We start from the raw sequence: 25211 nt of genomic DNA, 5'->3' as shown, positions 1-25211 counted from the left end.
CGGGAATTATGTGCGGCTACTGGAGAAATAGACCTGAAGTATTTGGATGAATTAGGGTTTTGTTTTGTGCATGGAGGTACTTTCGAGGCGAACAAAAACCCTAATAAACCCAATTAAATTGGAGTGGCAATACCTAAAGAAATCGGACTAGCATCCAGAAAATTATCCATAACACCTAATATAGCTTTTCTTGTACTGGTAAAGATATACCTGATCCTATATAGGATCGCTATATAATTATCAGTCCGGTTAATTACTTATTATTTCAAACTTCTTGCGTCTTTGCGTCAGTCTTTATTAATAAATATTTATCCGGACTTGATGTAACTCCTAAAATAATCTTTTAGAAGCTTTATTTCTTCGCCAGTCCTTTAAGCTCTTTTGTCAACTCTCTTGGTTTAAAATATTCGTGAGAATGATATCGATAACTACTAGATTCATTTTTATCAATGACTCCATTGACTACTAAACCTAGAACGTTATAACTGGATCTCTCTAATATCTCTTGAGCAGCATTAGCACTGTTGGAATCAATTACTCCGGGTCGGGCTACTAACAAAATACCATCAGTCATTTGGCTTAAAGTCAAAGCATCGGCTGCCAAAAGCAGTGGAGGGGCATCAATAATTACAAAGTCATACTTATACTGAGATGAGAAATTCTCAATGAGTGATGCCATCCGTTTTGAGTCAAGCAAAGCAAGTGGGTTGGGAGGTCTAACTCCAGCAGTTAAAACATCAAGGTTGTCCATTACCTTAGATACGGCAATTTCAAATTCAGCCTGGCCTACAAGAACCTCACTCAAACCAACTTCATTGGTTAGTTGCCAGAGATGATGCTGAGAAGGAACTCGCATATCTGCATCAATTAGTAAAACTTTACGTCCTAGTTGAGCGATCGCTGCTGCCAAATTCGCTGAAACTGTAGACTTGCCTTCTTTAGGAATTGCACTAGTTATTACAATGGTTTTGAGCAAATTATCTGAACTTAAGAATTTCAGATTTGCTTGAATCATCCGATACATTTCACTCGTTAAAGAGTGGGGAGTATCCCTGACGGCAACTGTTTGAGATGTTGATTCTGCATTTGAATCACGGGAACGCAGCTTTTTGACAGACAAAGGAACAATTCCGAGCAAAGTATATCCAAATACATCTCTAATTTCCTTAAGCGTTTTTAGAGATCTATCTCTCATAGCGAGAAAGAGAACAGTTGTGGTTGCAAAAAACAAACCAAACATTACTCCTAGCACCAAAACAATTATTTTTTTGGTTAATGTAGGATCTTTGGGCACTAAAGCCTGAGCAATAATTCGAGAACTAGGTGTATTTGTATTTTCAACTAACTGTAATTCTTGAACCTTTTTCAATAGAGTTTGATAGGTCGATTCTGCAACTTCAACTTTCCGTTCTAACTCACGCTGGTTTTGTGCCAACTGGGGTATAAGTTTCACCCGCTGTTCATAGCTAGCACGAGAATTATATAGAGAGGAGAGTCTTTGAGTTAAGCCAAAACGTTGTATTTCTGATTGCAGAAAGTTTTGTATCAGGCTTTGTCTGAGTTCTCCAATCTGCAATAGGCTCTGGGGAAGTTGTGTTTGATTGCCAATAGTCTGACCAACTTGCTGTTGCAAGAGAGATTTTAAATTGGTTTTTTTTGCTTCTAAGTTAATAATTATAGGGTTGTCATCTAGAAAACGGCTGCGCTCAACCGCTAACTGCCGATCAGTCTCTTGGAGTTGTGTAAGAATTCCCTGTACTGCTGGTGACTGACTGAGGGCACTCACAGCGATCGCTTCCTGAGAATTTAGCTCTACTTTCTTCCGCAGTTCATTGGTTTGGGCATTTACCTCATTCAGTTGAGCCTTGACAGTATTCATCTCATTGTCTAGATTTCCAATAGTCGCGACAGCTGATCTTGTCTCCTCGGATAAATCTGCAATCTGATGCTTTTGTTTAAATATACGTAGCGCTACTTCCGCATTATTAACAGCAGCTTGAGTCGTAGGAAGTTGCTTGGCCATAAACTGACGAGTCGCTCCTGCTTCAGAGCGATTTGTCAGAATATCATTTTCTAAATAAAACCTCATAACTGTGTTGACTACTGCCGCTGCTTCTTCAGGATCGTGACTGCTATAACTAATACGCAATACATCTGTCCCACCAATAATTTTTAGGTTCAGGGCTTTTTGTAGTGCTTTCACCTCCAGAGGTTCACCTTCCTTGTCTTTGAGTTGTAGTTTGTCTATTGTCCGTTGCAACAAAGCTGGCGAATAAATAACTTCTATCTGACTGCTTATGGGATTTTGAGTTGCTACCAATGGTTTTAAATCTCCTGAGTCTCCTCCTTCAGAGCTACCAGGGGAAAGATTATTGCCTGCTACTTTAAAACTGGGAACTCTGAATAACAGTTTTCCTTCTGCTTCATAGTCTGGCTTCAGAAATTTTGTAGATATAGCACTTAAAATAACTGTCGCCACAAATACACTAAAAGCAGGCACCCACCACCGTTTCAATATCAATAAGTAACGATTAAGGTCTAAATCAATAGATTCTCTAGATTCCATAGATTTTTCTGACATAAATCTTCCAAAGTACAGGTCTTAAGCAAGAAACTCAAAATTGACTTATAACAGCCACAAACCAGTGCAATTTACAATACTGATTATGTATAATTTTACAATATAAAATATAGTATAGACCAATACGGTTCACTTAAAGCTTAACTCTTTATCAAAATCATTTTTTTAACGAACCGCCAAAGACGCAACAAGTGCTTAACTGAACTGTATCGTAGTATAGATTATTTAAGTTAAAAATTTAGTCCCCATTTAGTACAAATATTTAACAGTGGTATGTATACCTTTATTGAGCAAAAACCTTGTTCTTTTTGGGATTTGAGGTCAGTTAACTACTTCCTAACTATAACTGCCGTCCCCTAAATCAACCCTTTAGTAACAGGACGTTCAATTAATTTTTTTTTGCATTAGATTTTTTTGCATTAGTTATAAACCATTAATATTCATTCAAATTTATTTCTGGATGATCAAAGACTTGATTTTTTACTTGGATATTATACGGCTATATTCATTGTCAGATCAACTATCTTAGCCAAAGGCAAAATTTCAAAGTCAAGTAAAAAACTTGATCTTTAGTCAGTTTGTAATTTTTGACCATAAACATCTACTCATTACTCAACTTACTTAATATGGTAATTCTGAAAGTTAAAGTAACTACCTACTTTGCCAAACTTTATCATAAGCATCTAACAGTTTTGGAGCTTGATATTGCCATTCAAGAATCTCCTCCATTCTGCGTCGCCCCTCAGATCCGATCTTTTGTCTGCGTTCAGGAGAATCTAGAAGTTCCAAAATTTTCTCGGCAAATTCCACCTCGTCGTTAGGCTTTGCATAAAGAGATGCTTCTTGTGCAGAACGTCTTCCCTCTCGCAAATCAAACTGGACAATTGCTTTTCCCATTGCCATGTATTCAAGGATTTTATTCATGGTGCAGTTTTCGTTATAAGCAGATGTTGGAGAAGGTTCTACACACACGTCGCAGCTGGAAAGTCGCTCTAAAAGTTCTTCACCTTGCTTAAACCCTGTAAATTCTACAAACTCATTCACTTTTAACTCTTTAGATAAATCCTTGAGCTTTTCTGCCATAGGTCCACTGCCAATTAGCATAAAGTGAATATCAGAGCGATTTTTTTTGTGGACAATGTAATATACCATTCTCAGAAGATAATCAATACCCTCTGGTTCTCCCATGACACCCATGTAACCTATCAAATAGTTCTTGCCTCTACGGTAATTGGGGTTTGGAGGCATTCGGCGAAAGCGCGAAAGATCCGGCGCACTACGAACTACAAATACTTTCTCTGGTTTCTTATGCCCACGCTTAAGAGCTACCTCTCGGTGTGACTCGTTCGTTGAAATTACCATGTCTGCTGTGGCATAGGTCAAGCGTTCAGCCCAGCGTAATCCATGATAAAAAATATCGCGCCGCCGATACTTAGCTTCATACATTTCCGGACTGAGGTCATGATGATCGAAGATAACAGATATACCATGAAATAATTTAAACCATGCTGCTACCAAGAAAAGTAAATCGGGCGGATTACAAATATGTATGATATCAAAACCACGCTCTCGCCATACCCTTTGAGCTAGACGGAATTGCCAGTTAATCGCCCAACTGTACTCTCGAAGATAACCAATGACAGAGCTTTCTTCCGGTGGTAGAGGATGACGGTAAATGTGAATCTGCTCAATAATTTCGTAATCTTTATCAAAGCCATTACCGGTAGGTGAAATTACGCTAACTTCATACCCAGCTTTTTGCAAAGTAGTTGCTTCCATCCATACCCGTCTATCAAAGGGAACTGGAAGATTTTCAACGATAATTAGTACTTTCTTCGGTGATGCCATAATAATTTCAATTTTTAATTAGTTTCGCAAGTAATTATTCACTCACTCGGTAAAATGGTCAAAACCCATAATTTATGGGTGATAGGCAGGGGAAACGTGAAACGTTACTTTAGTAAAACACTCACTTGTCAAGTCTAAAATATACCTTATTTATGTAACCTATAGTCATCCTTGGCGAAACTGGGTTGGACAATAAATATGTATGTCTACATCATAATGGCTATCAGATTTGCGGTTAATAGCTGGTTATAGCTATGTTGATTAATCATCTGATTTTTACTTCATCTTTACATTCTGACTGAGAGAGATGCCGCCACATAGAGTATCCAAGTCAAACTATTTGATTCCATCAAATTAGACTCAGTGAGGCTAGATAAGATCACAAATGTCATGTGTAAAAGTGGCCAAATATCGAATGCTGTTTTACTACTACGCACCCAAGCAAATCCTTGCAGATAACTGCGCCAAAATTCTAAAAAGAATAATCCTAACCCTAAAAAACCCAGATCTAGGCAAAGAGCCAGATAGCCATTGTGGGGATGGCTTGGCGTCCATCCAGCTGCAAGCCAAACATAGGCAGATTCGCTACTCCATCCTTGCCAGAATCCACCATAACCATAACCAAGCCAAGGATGTTTCCAAATCATATCAATTACTAATGGCCACAACTCTGTTCGACCCGTCAGCGTCGCATCTTTACCAATTGCACTGAACAGGATATCAGCATCGTTAGACAACCAAAAATATAAACTTTGGCTGATAGTAGCTATGATTATTAAGGTTGGTACCATGACCTGGTATGACCAGCGCCAAATTTGAAAAGCAAAAAATGTCAATATGAGAATTAATAGATTAATTAGAGATGAACCTGAAGACGCAAGGAGTAAAAGTAGTACTGACAAACAAAACCCACCCAAAAAAAGCCAATTACGTCTTTTATTTTGATAACCAAGGATAAAAAAAGTTATACTACTCGTTACCATTCTTGCTCCCAGACCGTTTTTGTGCGTGAATACCCCACGCCACTTTGAGCTACCCAAATCGCTTTGTATACCGTACTTAGGCAATGCTATAGCAAAAAAACAACTAAGTATTATAATAATTGCAAAGTTCCAAGCAAGTAAATGTAACTGCTGTTTTAAGCTATATCGTGAAGCAAAATATAGTCCAAATAAACTGGAATTAATGAGGGCAAAACTATTTTTTAATGTTGTTGATGGTTCAAAAGACCAAACAATAGAAACAGCTGCCAATAGAATTAAAGAACAAAGCAAAAAGCTTTTACTAAGTAAATAAAGAGTTTTCTTCCAACGCAAAACTAGTAGTACTATGGTAACTGCGTAGATTAAAGAAAAAATAATCCGTATCACAGAGCTATCATATTCTACTAAATCATTCTGTCCTGATCCTCCTGACAGTACAAGAACAAAGATTGCCCCTGAATACATCAATAAGCTCGCAATTGTGAATCCCTGTTCAGCAAAAATTAGTATTTTCCTCATAATAGTTTAACTAATATTTATTTTGCATATTCAGTTCTTTATAATAAACTTGAGCTGTTTGAGCGGCAATATTTGACCAATTTAAATCTTCTTGACAACGAGCTAATGCCGCAGTTTGCATACGTTCTTGTAAATCGCGATCGCTTAACAAATAAATAATGGCATCTGCTAAAGATTGAACATCACAAGGTGGAACTAACAACCCATCTTTTTTATGCTGAATTATCTCACTTAATCCTCCTATTTCAGAGGCTACAACCAATGTTCCCATCCCATAAGATAAAGCTGCTACACCACTTTGAGAGGCTTCTATATATGGTAGAACTGTCACTGTACTGCGTTGAAATAGATTACTTACTTCTTCAAGGGGAATAAAGTCATTGATAATTTCGTAGCGTTTATCATCATAACCATTAGGGAAATATTGTTTGATGTTTTCTCCCCGTCCAGCGATAATCAGCTTGACTTCAGGTATCCGTTCAGCAATTAAAGGCATAGCCTGAAGTAAATATTTCAATCCTTTGTAGGGCCAGATGCGTCCAAAAAATAGTAATGTATTTGGCTCACGAATCTGACTATTCTCCTTGCCCCGACGCTGATACAAACTACCAAGTTCCCCATGTGGCAAAACATTGACTCGCTCTTGAGGTATACGAAATTGTTCAGTTAGAATCTTTTTTAGTTGATGAGTATGGACAATCAATTGTTGGGAACGATAGAAGGCAATACGTCTGGTATACTCTGAACCGAATACAGCCATGCTATCTCCTGGGTGACGGAATACATCGTGGATAGTTGTCACCAATGGCGGCATTTTGTTGAGTAACAAAGTCCAATCATACCAAGGATCGTTAGTTTCTTGCACGTGCAAGACATCTGGCTGTATGTCTTTGATAATACGCATCATCGCGTACATGGACAATAGGTTGCGTGGGTCGCGAATCCGTGGTTTTTTAAAGCTAATTACGCGGATACTGGAATCAAGAACATTGCTACATACCTTTGAGACTTTTTCTGGGTGAATTAGCGTTAAATCAACATATTTAACCAGACTGTTTGCTAATTCAATGGTGTAATCTTCAAAGCCAAAATGTAATAAAGCAACCTTAATCATAATTAAAATTATCCCCTCACCTTAAATTATTTTTTTCATCTATTTCATCAATTTTTATGAGTTAATGATAAGAATTTATCGGAAACGAATTACTGTGATTTTAATAATTTGAACCATAAAAAACGAAACCCTCCAAAAGCACGAATACCTAAATAAGCCACAAATAAAGTATAGGCACAAGTCGCAATAATTAGAGTTAATATAAAGTCTAAGTTAAGCTTTTGTAATAATATTAATATAGGTAGCATTAAAACAGTTATTATTAATGGTCGGCGGATAATTCGCCATAAATTTAATGGAAATAGGCGAGTATAGGTGAAATAAATATACTGGCTAAAACCAGAAATAGTCATTAATAATGCCATTAAAGCTGCACCTAGTAACTTATAGTGCGAAACTAATACCACACCTCCTAAGCTCCCTAATGTAGTGGTAATAACTACTTCACGTAGGTTCACTATCTCGAAACCATTGGCTACAAGTAAATAAGTCAGTGAGCGTGTAAACGGCAAAAAAACTAGTGATGCAGCGCTTATAATAAGAGCTATATTTGCTTCAGCAAAGCTAGCATTATAGAGAAAAACTAATAGATCTTTGCCAAATAATAAGATTCCAAGAAATAAGGGCAATGCGATGATTAGTAGGATTTCGATAATATTTTCAGCTATCTGCCTCTGCTTTTCCCGTCCTTGCTCTACTGCCTTTGAAAGTCTTGGAAATATTGCTAAACCTATACTGTTAGCAATAATCATAAAGGGTTGTAATAATTGTGTTATTCCGCCAAATAAACCTACTAAAAACTCATTTCCTAACAATGAAAGAATTAGTATTTGAATTCTGCCACTTACTACAGCTATTGCTTCAATAGCAAAAAATGTACGTGCACTTTTGATTGTATTAAAGACAAAACTCCTATCAATTTCCCATTGCATTTTTACTAATCGAGCGATAAAAATCCATTCAATTACCAAAATTAGTGTTTCTGAAAAAACTAGAATCGCCCCCAAATATTCAATTCCATATTTTAGTTGCATCGCCCAAATCATGATTATTAGGCGTAAAATATAAACTGGCACTGTAGCGATCGCAATCAGATGCATCTTTTCTTTCGCTTGAAAAATTGCCTCTGTTATATTAGAAAGCGCAAAGGGAATGATTGTTAAACCCATTATGTAACAAACAGTCGAGGTTTTGGAACTATAGGGAAGTAAAAATACTACAATCACCAATGCCGCATAACTGAAAAAACTAAATATTAACTGTAGGCAAGTACCACTGATTAAATAGACTGGTGTTTTTTGTGGCTCACGAGCTAGTTCTCTAGTAAACAATGTTTTTAGCCCTTGTGAAGCAATGCCCACAAAGATAAAATAATAGCTATATGCTAGTAGATACTGCCCTAAAGCTTCAGCTCCTAGAGTACGAGCAATAGAAGCGGTTAATACAAAAGCTGTAACACTTTGTGCTAACCGATTGAGTATCATTGAGAAGGAATTACTTATGAATTTGTACTTTTCTACCATTCTTAATAATTCTCAATTCAGCTTAATTCTTTTATTTTGAGTCACCACAATTTTTTGTTGGATATATCCTTATAGATTTTTCGAGAGTATCCTCAAACAAAACAAGTAACTAATTACTCAGTAATGTAGAAAAATCTAAATTTAATCCGCTTTAAATTAAACTGAACACTGCAATAAATTTATTGATTGATACGGAAAGTAAATTCTATAATCATAGACGTCATGCTATAGGATTTTTTCTGTTAGTAAGCACCATCTTTTTTCAAAACCACCATAACTGTTTTAAGGAGAATTTCAAAGTCTAACCCAAGCGACCAATTTTCGATATAGCTAATATCTAGATGAATCACTTGTTCAAAATCTAAAATATCTGAGCGACCTGAGACTTGCCAAAGACCTGTAATACCAGGTAAGATTTCATGTCGAATAAAATGGTGTTCAGAAAACTTTTCAACATCTCTGGTAGGCAAAGGTCGAGGTCCCACTATACTCATTTCTCCAAGGATAACGTTAAAAAGTTGAGGTAATTCGTCTAAACTGTAACGACGGAGAAATTTTCCAACGCGGGTAATGCGGGGATCATCTTTAATTTTAAAGATAATTCCATCTTTTGTTTCATTTAAAGCTTCTAATTCTTTCTGTAATTTTTCCGCATCAGACCTCATCGTCCTGAATTTCCATACTTTAAACTGTTGACCATGTAAACCTATACGTGTTTGTCTGTAGAATACTGTGCCTGGAGAGTCAAGTTTTATAGCTATAGCTATAGCTATATAAATCGGGAATAATAACATTACAAATAAAGTCGCAAAACAAAAATCACAACTACGCTTTATCCAAAAATCTTTACCTGTAATTATCGGACAATCCAAACTCAGACAAGGCATTCCACCTATTTTGTTGAATTGTACGTTTTTATAAATTGGTTTTAATTCCATTGGTAAAATATGTACTTGTATCCCAGATGCTTGAAATAACCAGCACAAAAACATTCTATTTTTTAGCGCATCCCAAGATATAAAAACTTCTGTCACTCCTAGTTGATTAAGCTGAGACAATGTTTGCTGACGCTGATATCTGTCTAGTGAATTAGCATTCGCCGTTCCAGATATGATATAATGCTTTTCTTTTTTTATAAAACTCGCAATCTGCTCGTGATCTTGAGGATCACAAATAATGAAAACAGAAGAACGAACTATTTTTTTCTGCTTGCGTAGATATTCAAGAGTAATATTTACAGCGTATCTACCAGTACAAATAAAAAATATACTTAGCAACCAAGGCAATAATATTAATCTTGGACGTGTGATATCAACAACTGGTTTATACAAAAAACTAACTAAAAGGATTAATCCATGAGCAAAAGTTAGCGATTTGATAATATTGAAATAGTCATAGCGTTTTTGACCTTCTCGATAAATACCTTCTACAGCTAGCGATCCTATTTGAATTCCAATAGCTGTTAATATTGGTAAATAATGAATCGGTATATACCAATCAAAATGTCCATAATTAGATTGATATGCTGCTAAAACCCAAGCTAGAAATAAAAGAGTGCAGTCTACTAAGAATAATGTTGTTAATCTCAACCACCACGAACCCTTACGTACCGTGACAAATGTCGATGCACGTAAATCCAAAGGTATTTCACTGAATTTATTTGTTGTAATGCTTTGATTACTCATAGTTAGGAACACTTGTAGTTAGGAACACTTGATGTAGGTGAAATTTGATAGTATCTTAGATATACAAGGCAATTTAGGTATCTCAACTATTTTTATTTATAAAGAGAATTTGACTTTTTAGTCTAGTCTTAACAATTTTCTTCGGAGTAACTTTAAGTTCTTTATCAAAAATATCCTCCAGGGTCGGTTTGAGTGCCGTTACTACCGAAATACCTAGGTTTGATTGCAGCCCATAATCACAATTTTAGTCTCTAGAAATTAATAAAAAAAGTACTTGTTGTCCAATTTTATATTATTAGTAGTTAAATGAAACCGCTAATGTTAATAATCAAGCAATTAGGCAAAATAAAAATATTATAGTTTTTGAGGTTACTAAATACATCAGCTGAATTAATTATGGATATCGCAGATATATTGGAGATTTTTACTTCTTCGAGGTATAGAATGATTGATATCACCTCAAAGATTACTCTAGCATATTTATTTGGACTAATTCAGCTTTGAATATAAAGTTGTCTTGTTGTATTTATTTTTTTACGCATAATTACTGACTAGCAAAACTTAACACACAACTTATAACAAAATGCATCAAAAATTTGGTATTTGTAACAAAAGTTTACATTATTGAATGTTTATGGTTACACTTGAGTCAGTTTGATAGACATTTCTAAATGAAGTCTTAAAAGGGCAACAGCCTTAACGACGAAACTGTAGTTTAGAGTAGAAGACTGATGTTACAAACGTAGTTGGGTTTTATAAGGTTCGCCTAAATTATCCAAAAAATCAGATTATGACTTTACATTAATTTTATATAATTAGAGACAAAATGAAGATTTTGTAAAAACTATTTTTCATCAAGTAGATTTTACTGAGATAGGATAATGTACCTTTATAATTACGTGTAAGTGTTTGTGTTTATTCGGTAAAACAGAAATTTGATTTTTTGGATTCAATCGTAATAATTTAGAGTTTCATTTCAATCAATAAAAACACGGGGTGAAAGTATGGTGACTAGCAAATTAGATATATTAGGTCGATTGGGTAGGTTTTTAAACAGTAAAAAGTGGCGTTTTCTGACAGATTTACGTCTCAATAATTTAGAAGTTAATAAAATTTTACGAGCCACAAATGATTCGGAAATAGGAAAAGCACAGACAGAAATAAACAATTTATCTTTTTCTGAAAAAGATTATAGGGATTTTATAAATTCAGATGTACTGAGTAAATATAATCAGCTTGATTATATCCATTCCAAGCCACTTGAATATCTGACGACAATGACTCTGTTAGATTTGAAAGAGGGTGATAAAATACTTGATGCTGCTGGTGGTGAAAAAGCTGAATATATAAAGGCTTTAATGGCAGTTTCGGAGTTCAAATTGAATGCTTACTGTCAAGACTCTTTATTGGACGGAAAAGTCACAGATGGAATTAAGTACATTGGTGGCTCTATTGATGCGATCCCTCTCCCAGATGAATCTTTAGATGGAATTAGCTGTCATCACTCTTTTGAGCATTTTCGAGATGATTTGGATATTAAGTTTATTAAAGAGGCAGTACGTTTATTGAAAGTTGGCAGAAAACTTGTCATTGCACCGCTATTTTTAACTAACGAATATGCAGAAATCTGGAACAATAAACGGATTCAGAAGCCCAATTTTGACAAAGCAATCACAATTTTTGACAATACTGCAAGCTTTGCTGGATGGGGTGCATATGAAGGCTTTGCTAGAACTTATAGTCCTGCTGCATTTAAAACAAGAATTATTGACAATTTACCGAGCAACTGCTATGCAAAAATCTACAAAGTTATTGTAGATGGAAAACCTGTGCCAGACCTCCAAAAAAATTATCATCAACCTCTGCTCAATGCGGAAATGAAGGCACTGGTAATAGTCAAAAATTAAAGAGCAAGCAACTTTTTAGTTTGGGAAGTGTTATAGCTGTTTGCAATTCCTTGGAGTCAAAACAATTAGTAGGGGTTAGGGGCGCACAACATATCTGTGTGCTCCTAGCGTCTGTATCATTCAAGATTGCTATATGTCGGTTATGTGATAATTAATAGTATTCTGCTCATTTTCTAGAGATTGGGGGCTGTATTTACTCATATCTTTGTTTAGTCATAAACCTTTAATTATTTACGTCCTAATAAACTTTAATTATTTATGCCCACTCGAACTTAATATAGAAAATGCAGATAAATAGTCAGACATCAGAATATAAGCAAAATATTACCTTAAATACCTTAACTAACATCATCGGCACTCAAGTTTTACAGGAATTGAATGACACCCAAGTAGTTTATCATCAGGATCTGTGCATTCATCAAATGTTTGAGATGCAAGTGGAGCGATCGCCCCAAGCAATTGCAGTAGTATGTGAAAATACACAACTTACTTATCAACAGTTAAACCAGCGGGCGAATCAACTAGCGCACCACCTACGTGCTTTAGGCGTTGGGCCAGAAGTACTTGTAGGTATATGCCTAGAGCGCTCCTTAGAGATGATTGTAGGACTACTAGGCATTCTGAAAGCTGGAGGCGCTTATGTACCTTTAGATCCGGCATATCCCTCAGAACGTTTAGCTTTCATCTTGGAAGACACCCAGACGCCAATATTGTTAACCCAAGAAAAGTTGATCAAGAACTTACCACCACATCAGGCACAAGTGGTTTGTCTGGACTTAGACTGGCAAGGGAATATTCAAAACAGTCAAGAAAATCCTGTAAACCAAACTACGGCTGATAACCTCATCTACGTAATCTACACATCTGGTTCTACAGGACAGCCCAAGGGTGTAATGATCCCTCACCGTGGTATCTGCAATCAACTCCACTGGAAGCAAACAACTTTTGGATTAACTCACGCGGACAAAGTTTTACTAAGTATTTCTTTTAGCTTCGACCCCTCAGTATGGCAGATATTCTGGCCATTGTGCTTTGGGGGTCAATTGTTCATAGCTCGCCCTGGTGGACATCAAGATACAGCCTACCTTGTGAAGGTAATTACTCAGCAGCAAATCACAGTTCTGGCTTTAGTACCTTCCATACTACGTGTATTATTGGAAGAGAAAGGAATTGAGAATTGCCGATTCATCAGACACATTACCTGCGGTGGTGAAGCTTTACCTGGCGAACTTATAGAACGCTTCTTTGCCCAATTGAATTTGGACAATGTTTTACACAATTGTTATGGCCCGACAGAAGCTTCCATTGATACCACTTTCTGGAGTTGCCAACGGGACACTAATTATGCTATTGCACCCATTGGTCGTCCGATTACCAATGCAGAAATTCACATCCTCGATGAAAATTTGCAGCCAATGCCTGTTGGTGAATCAGGTGAACTGCACATTGGCGGTATTGGTCTAGCACGAGGCTATCTTAACCGTCCAGAATTGACCACAGAGAAGTTTATTTTCAACCCTTTTAGCTCTGAACCTGGGGCACGCCTTTACAAAACTGGGGACTTGGCACGTTATTTGAGCGATGGTAATATCGAGTTCCTTGGTCGGAGAGACTACCAAGTTAAAATACGTGGCTTCAGAATTGAATTAGGAGAAATTGAAGCCATACTAGCTCAACATCCGGCACTGACGCAGACTTTAGTCATAGCCAGAGAAGATGTGCCTGGGGACAAGCGACTCGTGGCATATATTGTTGTTGCCAGTCCAGAGCAAATTCCTAGTCAGGCTGAATTGCGTCGCTTTTTGGAAACTCGGTTGCCTGAATACATGGTGCCTAGTTTCTTTGTATTTTTAGACACTCTGCCATTAAATCCCAACGGTAAAATAGACCGCCGCGCCTTACCTGCACCGGATACATCTGATATTAGGCTGTCAACTAACTTTGTTCCACCTCAGAATTCGACAGAAGAAGTTTTAGCTGACATTTGGGCAAAAGTTTTGCGTCTGGAACAAGTAGGCATCCACGACAATTTTTTTGAATTGGGAGGGCATTCACTGCTGGCTACTCAAGTAATGTCTAGAGTTCGCCAAGCTTTTCAAATAGAAATATCGTTGCAACTCTTATTTGAGAATCCCACGATCGCTACTTTAGCTCAAGCGTTCGCTCAAAACCAAACTCCAGAAAATGATCCCCAAAATCAGACTATTCCCCAAATAGCCAATCGGCAATCAGCCCCTCTATCCTTTGCTCAACAGCGAGTCTGGTTTTTGGAGCAGTTGGAACCCAACAGCCGAGCGTATATCGTCTCCAATGCACAGCGCTTAACGGGCAAGTTAAACCTGGGTATATTACAACAGTCACTAGATGCGATCGTTGTCCATCATGAGGCATTGCGAACCCACTTCATTACATCATCTGATGGTAGCCCCATACAAGTAATTGGCACGCCTCGGCCAGTGGAACTCAAAATTATTAAGGTAACAAAGGAGCAAGTAGAATTTCTCCTAAATCAAGAGGTGCAACGCCCCTTCAACTTAGAATCTGACTTGATGCTGCGTGCTACTTTGCTCCAGATAGACGAACAGGAGCATATACTCTTGTTAATGATGCACCACATCGCCTCAGATGGCTGGTCAATTGGTATTCTCTGGCAGCAGTTAACAGCGCTTTATGAAGCTTTTTTGAATAATAAGCCTTCCCCCTTGACAAAATTGCCTATTCAGTATGCGGATTTTGTTGTGTGGCAGCACCAATGGCTATCAGATGAGGTACTTTCCAGCCAAATTAACTATTGGAAAACCCAATTAGCAGGTGCTAATACTGTACTGGAATTGCCTACCGACCGACCACGGCCACCAGTGCAAACTTACCAAGGAGCAGCCCAATCTCTGATGCTACCGCAGACTTTGAGTGCATCACTCACAGAACTCTCGCATCAGGAGGGTGTCACTCTATTCATGACATTACTGACAGCCTTTGGGACAATACTGCACCGCTATACTGGCCAAGAAGACATTCTTATCGGTTCTCCCATTGCCGGACGTAACCGTTCTGAGATTGAAGAGTTAATTGGATTTTTTATTAACACCGTTGTTTTACGGACTGATTTTGCTGAGAATCCCAGTTTTCGTTCAGTGCTAAATCGAGTTCGCCAGATGGCATTAGCTGCTTATGCTCATCAGGATATGCCCTTCGAGAAACTGGTAGAAGAACTGCAACCAGAGCGAGATACCAGTCGCAACCCACTGTTTCAAGTGTGGTTTAATATGCTCAACTTAAGGGACATCCAACTGGAACTACCTGGAGTGGCTATCGAACCAGTCTCGATCTTAGAAACAGCTTCTAAGTTCGACTTAACCCTTTATGTTACAGAACAAAATCAAGGAATCCAACTTGATTTAGTCTACAACACCGATCTGTTTACTTCAGAACGGATGATGGAAATGCTTCATCAATTCCATCACTTGCTAAATCAAATTGTTGCTGCTCCAGAGAGACAGATTAGTTTGTATTCCTTGGTGACACCAGAAGCACGACCTTTGCTGCCAGAGCCAAGGGCGGTTTTGCCAGAACCACAGTATGAATTGACGACAACAATGTTTACCTCTTGGGCAAATCGTACCCCAGAACATTCATCACTTCGTCAAGGAATTCGCACTTGGAATTATGGAGAGTTGGGCAAAATCGCTCAAACCTTAGCACAGGTTTTGTTATCTCACGGAGTAGAGCGGGGAGATGTCGTAGCCGTGTTTGGGACACGCAGCTTTGGGCTAATTGCCAGTATGCTAGGCGTACTCTTGAGTGGCGGTGTGTTACTCACCCTCGACCCCAAACTTCCCAGCCAACGCCAGCGGCTGATGTTACAAGAAGCTAAAGCTAAATACATATTATATATTGATAGTCAACATCCAAAAGACGGAAAAATATGGGATTCTTTAACTAGCATCTGTGTCAACCCAGACACAGGAGAAGCTATAAATTCTCAAAAGAGCGTTGAAACAGTAAATCTACCTGAAATCGCTGCTGATGATGCAGCTTATATTTTCTTTACTTCCGGCACTACTGGTGTACCGAAAGGGGTGCTGGGGTGTCATAAAGGGTTGGCGCATTTTCTGAACTGGCAGCGACAGACTTTTGAAATTAATCAGCAAGACCGCGTTGCCCAATTAACTGGTCTTTCTTTTGATGTCGTTCTTAGAGATATCTTTTTACCTTTAACTAGTGGTGCAACCCTATGCTTGCCAGAAGAAGAGGATAACTTAGAACCGACTAGAATTCTGCGTTATTTGGAAAATGAGCAAATTTCTGTACTGCATACAGTTCCTTCGCTGGCGCAATTATGGTTAGCGAATGTGCCGTCAGGAGTATCTTTACGTAACTTACGCTGGTTATTCTTGGCTGGAGAACCTTTGAAAGAAACCCTTGTAGTTCGCTGGCGGGATGCTTTTCCAGAATCAGGGGAAATTATTAATCTCTACGGCCCGACAGAGACAACTTTGGCGAAATGTTATTACCGAGTACCTCTTGAGTGTAGCCCTGGTGTACAGCCAGTAGGATTGCCGCTGCCGCAAACTCAAGCACTGGTTTTCACATCAAGTCAACAACCATGCGGTATCGGTGAACCAGGCGAGATTGTAATCCGAACTCCATTCCGCAGTTTGGGCTATATCAATACCCAGCAAGAAAACCATTCTCGGTTTGTTAAGAACCCTTTTGGGAACGATCGCCACGATTGGCTTTATTATACAGGCGATCGCGGATGCTATCGTCCAGATGGCTCTCTAGAAATTCTCGGTCGCCGAGATCATCAAGTCAAGATCCGGGGGATACGCATTGAACCAGGGGAAATTGAAACGGTGTTAGCCCAACATCCAGATGTACTCCAAACTGTAGTCATTGCCCGTGAAGACGTTCCTGGCGATCAACGTTTGGTGGCTTACATTATACCAAATCAAGACTCAGTAATTACAATTGCTGGTATCCGAAGCTTCCTGTCGACAAAATTGCCACAGTACATGCTACCTTCGACTTTTGTCTTGCTGGACACCATGCCCTTAACCCCCAACGGCAAGGTAGACCGTCGCGCTCTACCAATACCAGACTTATCGAGGCAAGAGCCAGAAGCCAGCTTTGTTGCTCCCCGCAATGAAGTGGAACGCCAGTTGACACAGATTTGGGAACAAATTTTGGGTGTGCAGCCCATTGGTGTTAGGGATAACTTCTTCGAGCTAGGAGGACATTCTATCCTAGCAGTAAAACTGTTTTGGCAAATTGAAAAGACATTTAGTAAAAACCTTCCGCTTGCCATTCTTTTCCAGTCAGGTAACGTAGAGGCTCTAGCCAAAATAATCTGCCAAGAAGAAGATTTAACAACAAACTCGGCTTTAGTAAATACCTTAGACCAGTCAAAATCTAGCTGGTCATCCTTGGTAGAAATTCAACCCAACGGTTCCAAGCCACCTTTTTTCTGTATTCACGGGCTGGGTGGAGAAGTCTTATGTTTTCGTGAATTGGCATTGCATCTGGGGACAGAACAACCATTTTACGGATTACAACCACGAGGGCTAGATGAAAAATACCCTCTCCATACCCGTATTGAAGATATGGCAGCGTACTACATTCAAGAAATTCAGGCCATTCAACCTCATGGCCCTTATTTTCTCGGAGGTTATTCTTTTGGGGGTACAGTTGCCTTCGAGATGGCTAAACAACTCCATGAGCAAGGCGAACAAGTCGGCATTTTAATTATGCTTGATAGTTGTCGTATAGGTTATAGCTGGCAGGCGCCATTTCTAAAACGAGTTTTTTTGCATTTAAATAATATTGTTCAACAAGGGCCTAACTACGTTTGGCAAAAGATTGTGAGATGGAGTTATTGGCGTAAGCAACAACTGCAAAATACATATAACCGTTACTTGGAAGACGTACTTCATGTACCTGAAACTGATAAGCATTTAAAGGTTATAGATACTAACACTCAAGCCCTCAGTGACTATATTTTTTCACCTTACCTTGGTCGAGCTATTCTTTTACGAACAGAGGATAAAAATCGGGACGAAGCTATAGGCACAGAATACGATCCTCAATTTGGCTGGGGCGACCTAGTAGTTGGAGGATTAGATATTCATTACCTTCCCGGATCTCACCTTGACATACTTAAAGAACCCCATGTACAAGTGTTAGCTGAAAAATTGAGAAATTGCTTAACTCACGCGCAGTCTCAGATTGCAAAAAATTAATTTGAACTTTTTTGTTAGTTCACCTTCGCACAACTCAGCACTGCTGGGTTGTTTTGCCATTTCTTGGTCTAAACTTGAGAAAGTGGTAACTACGATGAGATAATTAGTCTGTGGAACTGGAATATTGGTAAAAATCCAATAACCAAAAGACCTGACCGATTTAAGAATGCGATGAATATTGCTAGTGTCACAGATTGAACAGAGGGAATTATTGTGGCACTACAAGCTGGAATGACTATCGTTGTTAGATTTTAAGTTGGTAAGCAATCCACAATCCACTGATGCTATATAGAAGATTTGGACGCACAGAATTACAGATGCCAGTGTTTTCCTGCGGTGGCATGAGATATCAGTTCAAATGGGAAGATGTTCCCAATCATGAAATTCCTGCTGATAACCAGGCAAATCTGGAAGCGACTATTAGAAGGGCAGTCGAGGTTGGGATTAATCATATTGAAACTGCCCGTGGTTATGGCACTTCTGAAATGCAATTGGGGAGAATATTGCCCAAGTTTCCCCGCGAAAAGTTGATTGTTCAGACCAAAATCAGCCCAAAGGCAGATGCGAAAGAATTCCGAGAGACATTTGAAAAATCCTTGAAAAATCTTCAGCTAGATTATGTTGACCTTTTAGGGTTGCATGGCATTAATCATCCTGAGTCGTTAGATGAAAGCATCCGTGCTGGCGGCTGTTTGGAAGTAGCGCAGCAGTTGCGGGCAGAGGGAAAAGTTAGATTTATTGGCTTTTCCACACACGGCTCGACAGATATAATTGTGCAGACAATTAATACCAATCAATTTGATTACGTGAACCTGCACTGGTACTACATTAATCAATGGAATTGGGCGGCAATCGAAGCAGCTAAACACCACGATATGGGGGTGTTTATTATTAGCCCATCTAATAAAGGAGGTTTGTTGTATGAGCCTCCCCAAAAATTAGTAAATCTTTGCGCCCCGTTGAGTCCAATGGTGTTTAATGATTTGTTTTGTTTGAGTCATCAGGAGGTACATACCCTGAGTTTGGGAGCAGCAAAACCACAAGATTTTGATGAACACTTGAAGACTTTAGAATTAATAGACCGGGCATCAGAAATTTTGCCGCCAATTTTAGCAAGATTGGAAGAAGAAGCGATCGCTACTTTGGGAGAAGATTGGGTAAAATCCTGGGAAACAAATCTACCAACCTTTGACGAAACTCCTGGTGAGGTAAATATTCGGGTGATTTTGTGGCTACGGAATCTAGCGATCGCCTACGATTTAGTAGACTACGCTAAGATGCGCTACAACCTGCTTGGCAATGGCGGCCACTGGTTCCCCGGCAACAAAGCCGACCAGCTAGATGAATTAGACTTAGGAAAATCTCTTACCCGTAATCCTCACGCCGATAAAATCCCCCAACTCCTGAAACAAGCTCATCAGATGTTGGCGGGTGAAGAGGTCAAACGTCTATCTCGCACTTAAAGGGATTGGGAAGAGACAAGGGAGTGACTTTTTGAATAATTCCTCCTTTGCCTCCTTTTGCTACTCAGATTTTTTCGTATCTGCTGATTTAACTGCCTTTGGTACGACTAGCACCTTATCAACGCGATTACCATCCATATCCATCACTTCAATTCGCATACTTTGCCATTCAAAATGATCTGCTGCGGCAGGAATACGACCTAGATGGGTAATCACAAAACCGCCTAATGTTTGATAACTACCGCGTTCCTCAGATTCCCACTCTTCCATCCCAAAAAGTTCCAAAAACTCCTCTACAGGCAACATCCCATCCAAAAGCCAGGAACCATCTTCGCGTTGTACAGCTTGTGGTTGATCCTGTCCATCTGTTGAAGGAACATCACCCACGATTTCACTCATGATGTCGTTGAGAGTAACTAATCCTTGAATTACGCCGTATTCATCAACTACCAGCGCCATGTGAGTGATAGTTTGCTTGAACAATTCCAAAACTTTCAAGCCACGGGTGCTTTCTGGCACAAATACGGGCTGTCGCAATCCGATAGTCAAGTCTAGTGGTTCCCCTCGGAAACTCCTGGCTAATAAGTCCGTGACAGGGATAACACCCAACACATTGTCAAGTCCCCCCTGACAAACTGGATACCGAGAATAAGCACTATCAACCATTTTTTGGCGATTTTCTTCGGCAGAGTCGTCTAAGTCTAGCCAAACAATATCAGGACGGGGTGTCATTAAGTAGCTTACAGGGCGATCGCCTAAACGAAAGACTCGCTCCACCATATCCTGTTCAGCTTCCTCAAAGGTTCCCGCCTCAGTGCCTTGCTCAATTAAGATTTTAATTTCTTCTTCGGTGACTTGCGGCTCGGTAGAAGCTGTAATTCCCAACACTCGCAGGATCAAATCTGTAGAAGCACTTAAAAGATATACCATTGGCGAAGCGATCGCCGATAAGGCACGCATTGGAATAGCTACATTCGATGCAATTCTTTCTGGGTTGTTTAATGCCAGACGCTTTGGTACTAATTCGCCAACAATGAGTGACAAATAGGTAATGATCAAAACCACTACTCCAAAAGATATCGGTTCACTATAAGGTGCTAAAAAGGGTACAAGTCGCACATAGACTGCCAGTCGGTTGGCAATGGTTGCTCCTCCAAAAGCACCAGTTAGGATACCGATTAGGGAAATACCCACTTGAACGGTTGACAGGAAATGATTTGGAGACTCCGCTAATTTCAATGCTGCCATTGCCTTGGCATCTCCTTGATTGGCAAGCTGTTGTAACCTTACTTTCCGTGCCGAGACAATCGCCATCTCAGACATAGAAAACACGCCATTGGCAATAATTAGCACCAAAATGATTAAAATTTCAAAAGTGATGGAGGACATGTTTAAAATTGCCGCTTATCAGAGCAAACGTAGCTCAATCCCTAGTATCTAGTATTAAAGGTGCTTCGATAAATACTTTGACTATATACAAAGTAGTAGTTATAGTTCTTAAGTTTATTAGNTCCTGTGCATTATTCTTCCACCGAAAGAATAAGAAAGCTGTTAACACTTTTAAAATAGTTGACATAAACTGCCTCAAGATTTGCTGACCCACAAAGACTCCCATCGCTAGTAGTACTTATGTCATTTTCTTCTATTGTGCGTGCCTTAGGCCGATCGCCGCTCACCACTGAATTTATTTCTAAGCTGAATCGACAACAAGAATTGCGGTTAAATGGCATTCCCAGGCTGCCCAAGACTCTAGTGGCTTCGGCATTAGCGCAGTCTCAGGGCAAGGATTTGTTCGTGGTTTGCGCCACTCTGGAAGAAGCTGGACGCGTTTACGCACAACTGGAGGCAATGGGATGGCAAACAGTACATTTTTACCCTACCTCCGAGGCTTCTCCCTACGAACCTTTTGACCCGGAAACTGAAATGAGTTGGGGGCAAATGCAGGTATTGGCAGATTTACTCAAAAATCAAGAGTCATTAGTCACTTATACTGAGCGACTTGTGCCGAGCGAAGCCGAGGTAAGCCGAAGTATTAGTCAGTTGTCATTAGAAACAAACCAAGAACAAAGGACAAGTGACATAAACGCTTCTGCGGCTTCCCGCAGGGTAGGACAAAGAACAAATTTAGCAATTGTGGCTACTCAAGGGGCGTTGCAACCTCATTTACCACCACCAGAAGCTTTTGGGCAATTCTGTCTTACCCTGAAAAAAGGGATGGAATTAGACCTGAATAGCTTCAGTGAGAAAATAACTATTTTGGGGTACGAAAGAGTTCCTTTGGTGGAAATGGAAGGGCAATGGAGTCGGCGGGGCGATATTGTTGATGTGTTCCCGGTTTCCTCGGAATTTCCAGTCAGGTTGGAATGGTTTGGTGATGAAATTGAGCAAATGCGAGAATTTGACCCAGCAACCCAACGTTCCGCCCTCGACAAAGTTGATCAGTTAATTCTTACCCCCACTAGTTTCACTCCTGTGGTGATGGCTGCACTGAAAAAGAGTTCTGAGTTAGGAGTTATGAGCGATGCCCTGAGCCTGTCGAAGGGTTATGAGTTAAATTCTGACTCAGAACTTAGCACTGCGAACTCATCAATGTTGGAGGGTAGCCGTCGCTTTTTGGGGTTAGCATTCGAGCAACCAGCATCTCTGCTAAACTACTTAGCAGAAAATACCTTGATTGCCATTGATGAGCCAGAACAGTGTCATGCTCATAGCGATCGCTGGGTAGAAAATGCCCAAGAACAATGGGTAATGGCGCATGAAGAAGGATCAACTCCCCTAACATTGCCAAAAATTCACCGTTCGTTTGATGAGTGTTTGGCTGATGTTGCCAGATTTAAAACATTATATTTATCGGAACTCTCAGAGGAAAATGATGGGATCAATCTTGCCAGCCGTCCGGTTCCAGTCACGCCACACCAGTTTGCTAAACTAGCTGAAACCATCCGCCAAGAACGCGATCGCAATTTCTCGATCTGGCTGCTTTCTGCTCAACCTTCACGTTCTGTCTCACTGTTGCAAGAACATGATTGTCCAGCTCAGTTTATCCCCAATCCCCGCGACTACCAAGCAATAGATAAGCTGCAAATCAACCATATTCCTATAGCTCTAAAATATTCTGGGCTTGCGGAACTAGAAGGTTTTATCCTGCCTACGTACCGAATAGTAATCGTTACAGATCGGGAATTTTTTGGGCAGCATTCCTTGGCGACTCCCGGCTATATCCGCAAGCGCCACAAAGCTACTTCTAAACAAGTCGATCCCAATAAGCTGCGTCCAGGCGATTATGTGGTTCACAGAAATCATGGTGTTGGTAAATTTGTCAAGCTGGAAAGTTTGACAATTAATAACGAAACCCGTGACTATTTGGTGGTGCAGTATGCTGATGGGTTACTCAGAGTCGCAGCCGATCAAGTAGGTGCTTTATCCCGGTTCCGCGCCGGAGGTGATAAAGCACCAGAACTCAACAGGATGACCGGTAAAGCTTGGGAAAATACCAAGAATAAAGTCCGCAAAGCGATTAAAAAATTGGCGGTGGACTTGTTGAAACTGTATGCAGCGCGATCAAAACAACAAGGTTTTAGTTTTCCAAGCGATATGCCTTGGCAAGAGGAATTAGAAGATTCTTTCCCCTACCAACCCACAACGGATCAACTCAAAGCTGTTCAAGATGTAAAACGCGACATGGAAAGCGATCGCCCAATGGATCGCTTAGTTTGTGGCGATGTCGGTTTCGGGAAGACGGAAGTGGCGATTCGTGCTGTTTTTAAAGCAGTCACCGCCGGTAAACAAGTGGCACTCCTTGCGCCAACGACTATTTTAACACAGCAGCATTACCATACACTCAAAGAACGTTTTGCACCTTATCCCGTAAATGTTGGTTTGCTCAACCGTTTTCGTTCCGCTGAAGAACGCCGCGATATTCAAAAGCGATTGGCAACGGGTGAATTAGATGTAGTAGTTGGTACACATCAAATTTTAGGTAAAGGTGTGGCATTCAAAGATTTAGGACTATTAGTAGTGGATGAAGAACAGCGCTTTGGGGTAAATCAGAAAGAAAAAATTAAAAGCCTGAAAACTCAAGTGGACGTGCTTACCCTCTCCGCCACACCTATTCCCCGGACTTTGTACATGTCCTTGTCGGGAATTCGGGAAATGAGTTTGATTACCACACCACCCCCAACCAGACGACCGATTAAAACCCATCTATCACCAATAAATTCCGAAAGTATCCGCACTGCAATTCGTCAAGAATTAGACAGAGGTGGACAAGTATTTTATGTAGTTCCACGAGTAGATGGAATTGAAGAGACAACAGCCAATTTACGAGAAGTAATACCGGGAGCTAGGTTTGCGATCGCTCACGGTCAAATGGATGAAAGCGAGTTAGAATCAACTATGCTCACTTTCAGCAATGGCGATGCAGACATCCTAGTTTGTACGACAATTATTGAATCTGGCTTAGATATTCCACGAGTCAACACGATTTTAATTGAAGATGCTCACCGTTTTGGATTGGCACAGTTGTATCAATTACGCGGTCGTGTAGGACGTGCAGGTATCCAAGCTCATGCTTGGTTATTTTATCCGAAGCAACGGGCATTATCTGATGCAGCCCGGCAACGTTTACGAGCGATTCAGGAATTTACTCAGTTAGGTTCTGGATATCAGCTAGCAATGCGCGACATGGAAATCAGAGGCGTGGGTAACTTACTAGGTGCAGAACAATCCGGTCAAATGGATGCCATCGGTTTTGATTTATACATGGAAATGCTAGAAGAAGCAATTCGAGAAATCCGCGGACAAGAAATTCCGAAAGTGGAAGATACGCAGATTGATCTTAATCTCACAGCATTTATCCCAGCTGATTACATTACCGATTTGGATCAAAAGATGAGTGCATACCGAGCGGTAGCCACAGCGAAATCTAAATCAGAATTAAAACAAATTGCAGCCGAGTGGAGCGATCGCTATGGTACTTTACCAGTCTCTGCAAATCAACTTTTGCGAGTCATGGAACTCAAACAGCTAGCGAAAAAACTCGGATTTAGCCGCATTAAGCCAGAACAAAAACAGCATGTCGTTTTAGAAACACCAATGGAGGAACCCGCTTGGAATTTATTAGCGGCGAATTTACCAGATAATCTCAAGACGCGCTTTGTATATTCTCCAGGTAAAGTGACAGTGCGCGGATTAGGAGTTTTTAAAGCAGATCAACAATTGCAAAATTTGATTGATGCTTTTGGGAGAATGCAGGGTGCGATTCCAGAGGCAGCCGTTGTTTGATAAATTGGATTGCCCTGTCGCCTTGTGGATAGGGTCAATCCAAAATTGCAAATCTAAAATCCAAAA

General features: G+C 39.8%; 11 protein-coding genes. 4 read left to right on the top strand and 7 right to left on the bottom strand.

From position 1 onward, the window contains the following. Positions 1-352 precede the first annotated feature (352 nt). The 6 genes from QUD05_RS09230 to QUD05_RS09205 all read right to left on the bottom strand — a co-directional run bounded on the left by QUD05_RS09230 (position 353) and on the right by QUD05_RS09205 (position 10253). Positions 353-2581 (bottom strand): GumC family protein, encoded by a 2229-nt coding sequence (locus tag QUD05_RS09230; RefSeq protein WP_289795795.1) that lies wholly within the window; start codon positions 2579-2581, stop codon positions 353-355. Positions 2582-3232: 651 nt separating this feature from the next. Beyond that, entirely contained in the window at positions 3233-4429 is a 1197-nt protein-coding gene (locus QUD05_RS09225) for a glycosyltransferase family 4 protein (protein ID WP_289795794.1), read from the bottom strand. 287 nt (positions 4430-4716) lie between these two features. Continuing rightward, on the bottom strand, positions 4717-5931 hold the full coding sequence (locus QUD05_RS09220) for an O-antigen ligase family protein (protein WP_289795793.1): 1215 nt from the start codon (positions 5929-5931) through the stop codon (positions 4717-4719). A 10-nt stretch (positions 5932-5941) separates the two neighbouring features. Further along, complete coding sequence (locus tag QUD05_RS09215) at positions 5942-7045, bottom strand: glycosyltransferase family 4 protein (protein ID WP_289795792.1); 1104 nt, start codon at positions 7043-7045, stop codon at positions 5942-5944. Between the two features lie 89 nt (positions 7046-7134). Continuing rightward, positions 7135-8568 carry an oligosaccharide flippase family protein gene (locus QUD05_RS09210; protein ID WP_289795791.1) on the bottom strand — a complete coding sequence of 478 codons (1434 nt, stop codon included), beginning with the start codon at positions 8566-8568 and terminating at the stop codon, positions 7135-7137. A gap of 242 nt (positions 8569-8810) precedes the next feature. Continuing rightward, positions 8811-10253, bottom strand: coding sequence for a sugar transferase (locus tag QUD05_RS09205; protein ID WP_289795790.1), 1443 nt, complete (start codon positions 10251-10253; stop codon positions 8811-8813). Positions 10254-11257: 1004 nt separating this feature from the next. Between QUD05_RS09205 and QUD05_RS09200 the strand changes: the two genes are divergently transcribed. The 3 genes from QUD05_RS09200 (at position 11258) to QUD05_RS09190 (ending at position 19862) form a co-directional block, all read left to right on the top strand. Continuing rightward, positions 11258-12160: a methyltransferase domain-containing protein gene (locus QUD05_RS09200; protein ID WP_289795789.1), complete on the top strand. Its 903-nt coding sequence runs from the start codon at positions 11258-11260 to the stop codon at positions 12158-12160. 284 nt (positions 12161-12444) lie between these two features. Beyond that, positions 12445-18399, top strand: a complete 5955-nt coding sequence (locus tag QUD05_RS09195; RefSeq protein ID WP_289795788.1) for a non-ribosomal peptide synthetase — start codon at positions 12445-12447, stop codon at positions 18397-18399. A gap of 281 nt (positions 18400-18680) precedes the next feature. Further along, on the top strand, positions 18681-19862 hold the full coding sequence (locus QUD05_RS09190) for an aldo/keto reductase (protein WP_289795787.1): 1182 nt from the start codon (positions 18681-18683) through the stop codon (positions 19860-19862). A gap of 60 nt (positions 19863-19922) precedes the next feature. Here the strand turns inward: QUD05_RS09190 and QUD05_RS09185 are convergent, their stop codons facing one another. Further along, positions 19923-21251, bottom strand: coding sequence for a hemolysin family protein (locus QUD05_RS09185; RefSeq protein ID WP_289795786.1), 1329 nt, complete (start codon positions 21249-21251; stop codon positions 19923-19925). A gap of 240 nt (positions 21252-21491) precedes the next feature. Here QUD05_RS09185 and mfd point away from each other — a divergent pair, with 240 nt between their 5' ends. Next, entirely contained in the window at positions 21492-25145 is a 3654-nt protein-coding gene (mfd, locus tag QUD05_RS09180) for a transcription-repair coupling factor (RefSeq protein ID WP_289795785.1), read from the top strand. Positions 25146-25211: the final 66 nt, after the last annotated feature.

Origin of the sequence: Nostoc sp. GT001 (genome assembly GCF_030382115.1) — a bacterium.
Taxonomy (GTDB): Bacteria; Cyanobacteriota; Cyanobacteriia; order Cyanobacteriales; family Nostocaceae; genus Nostoc.
Note: the sequence above shows the minus strand (reverse complement) of the source record. Positions and strands in the feature narration are given on the sequence as shown.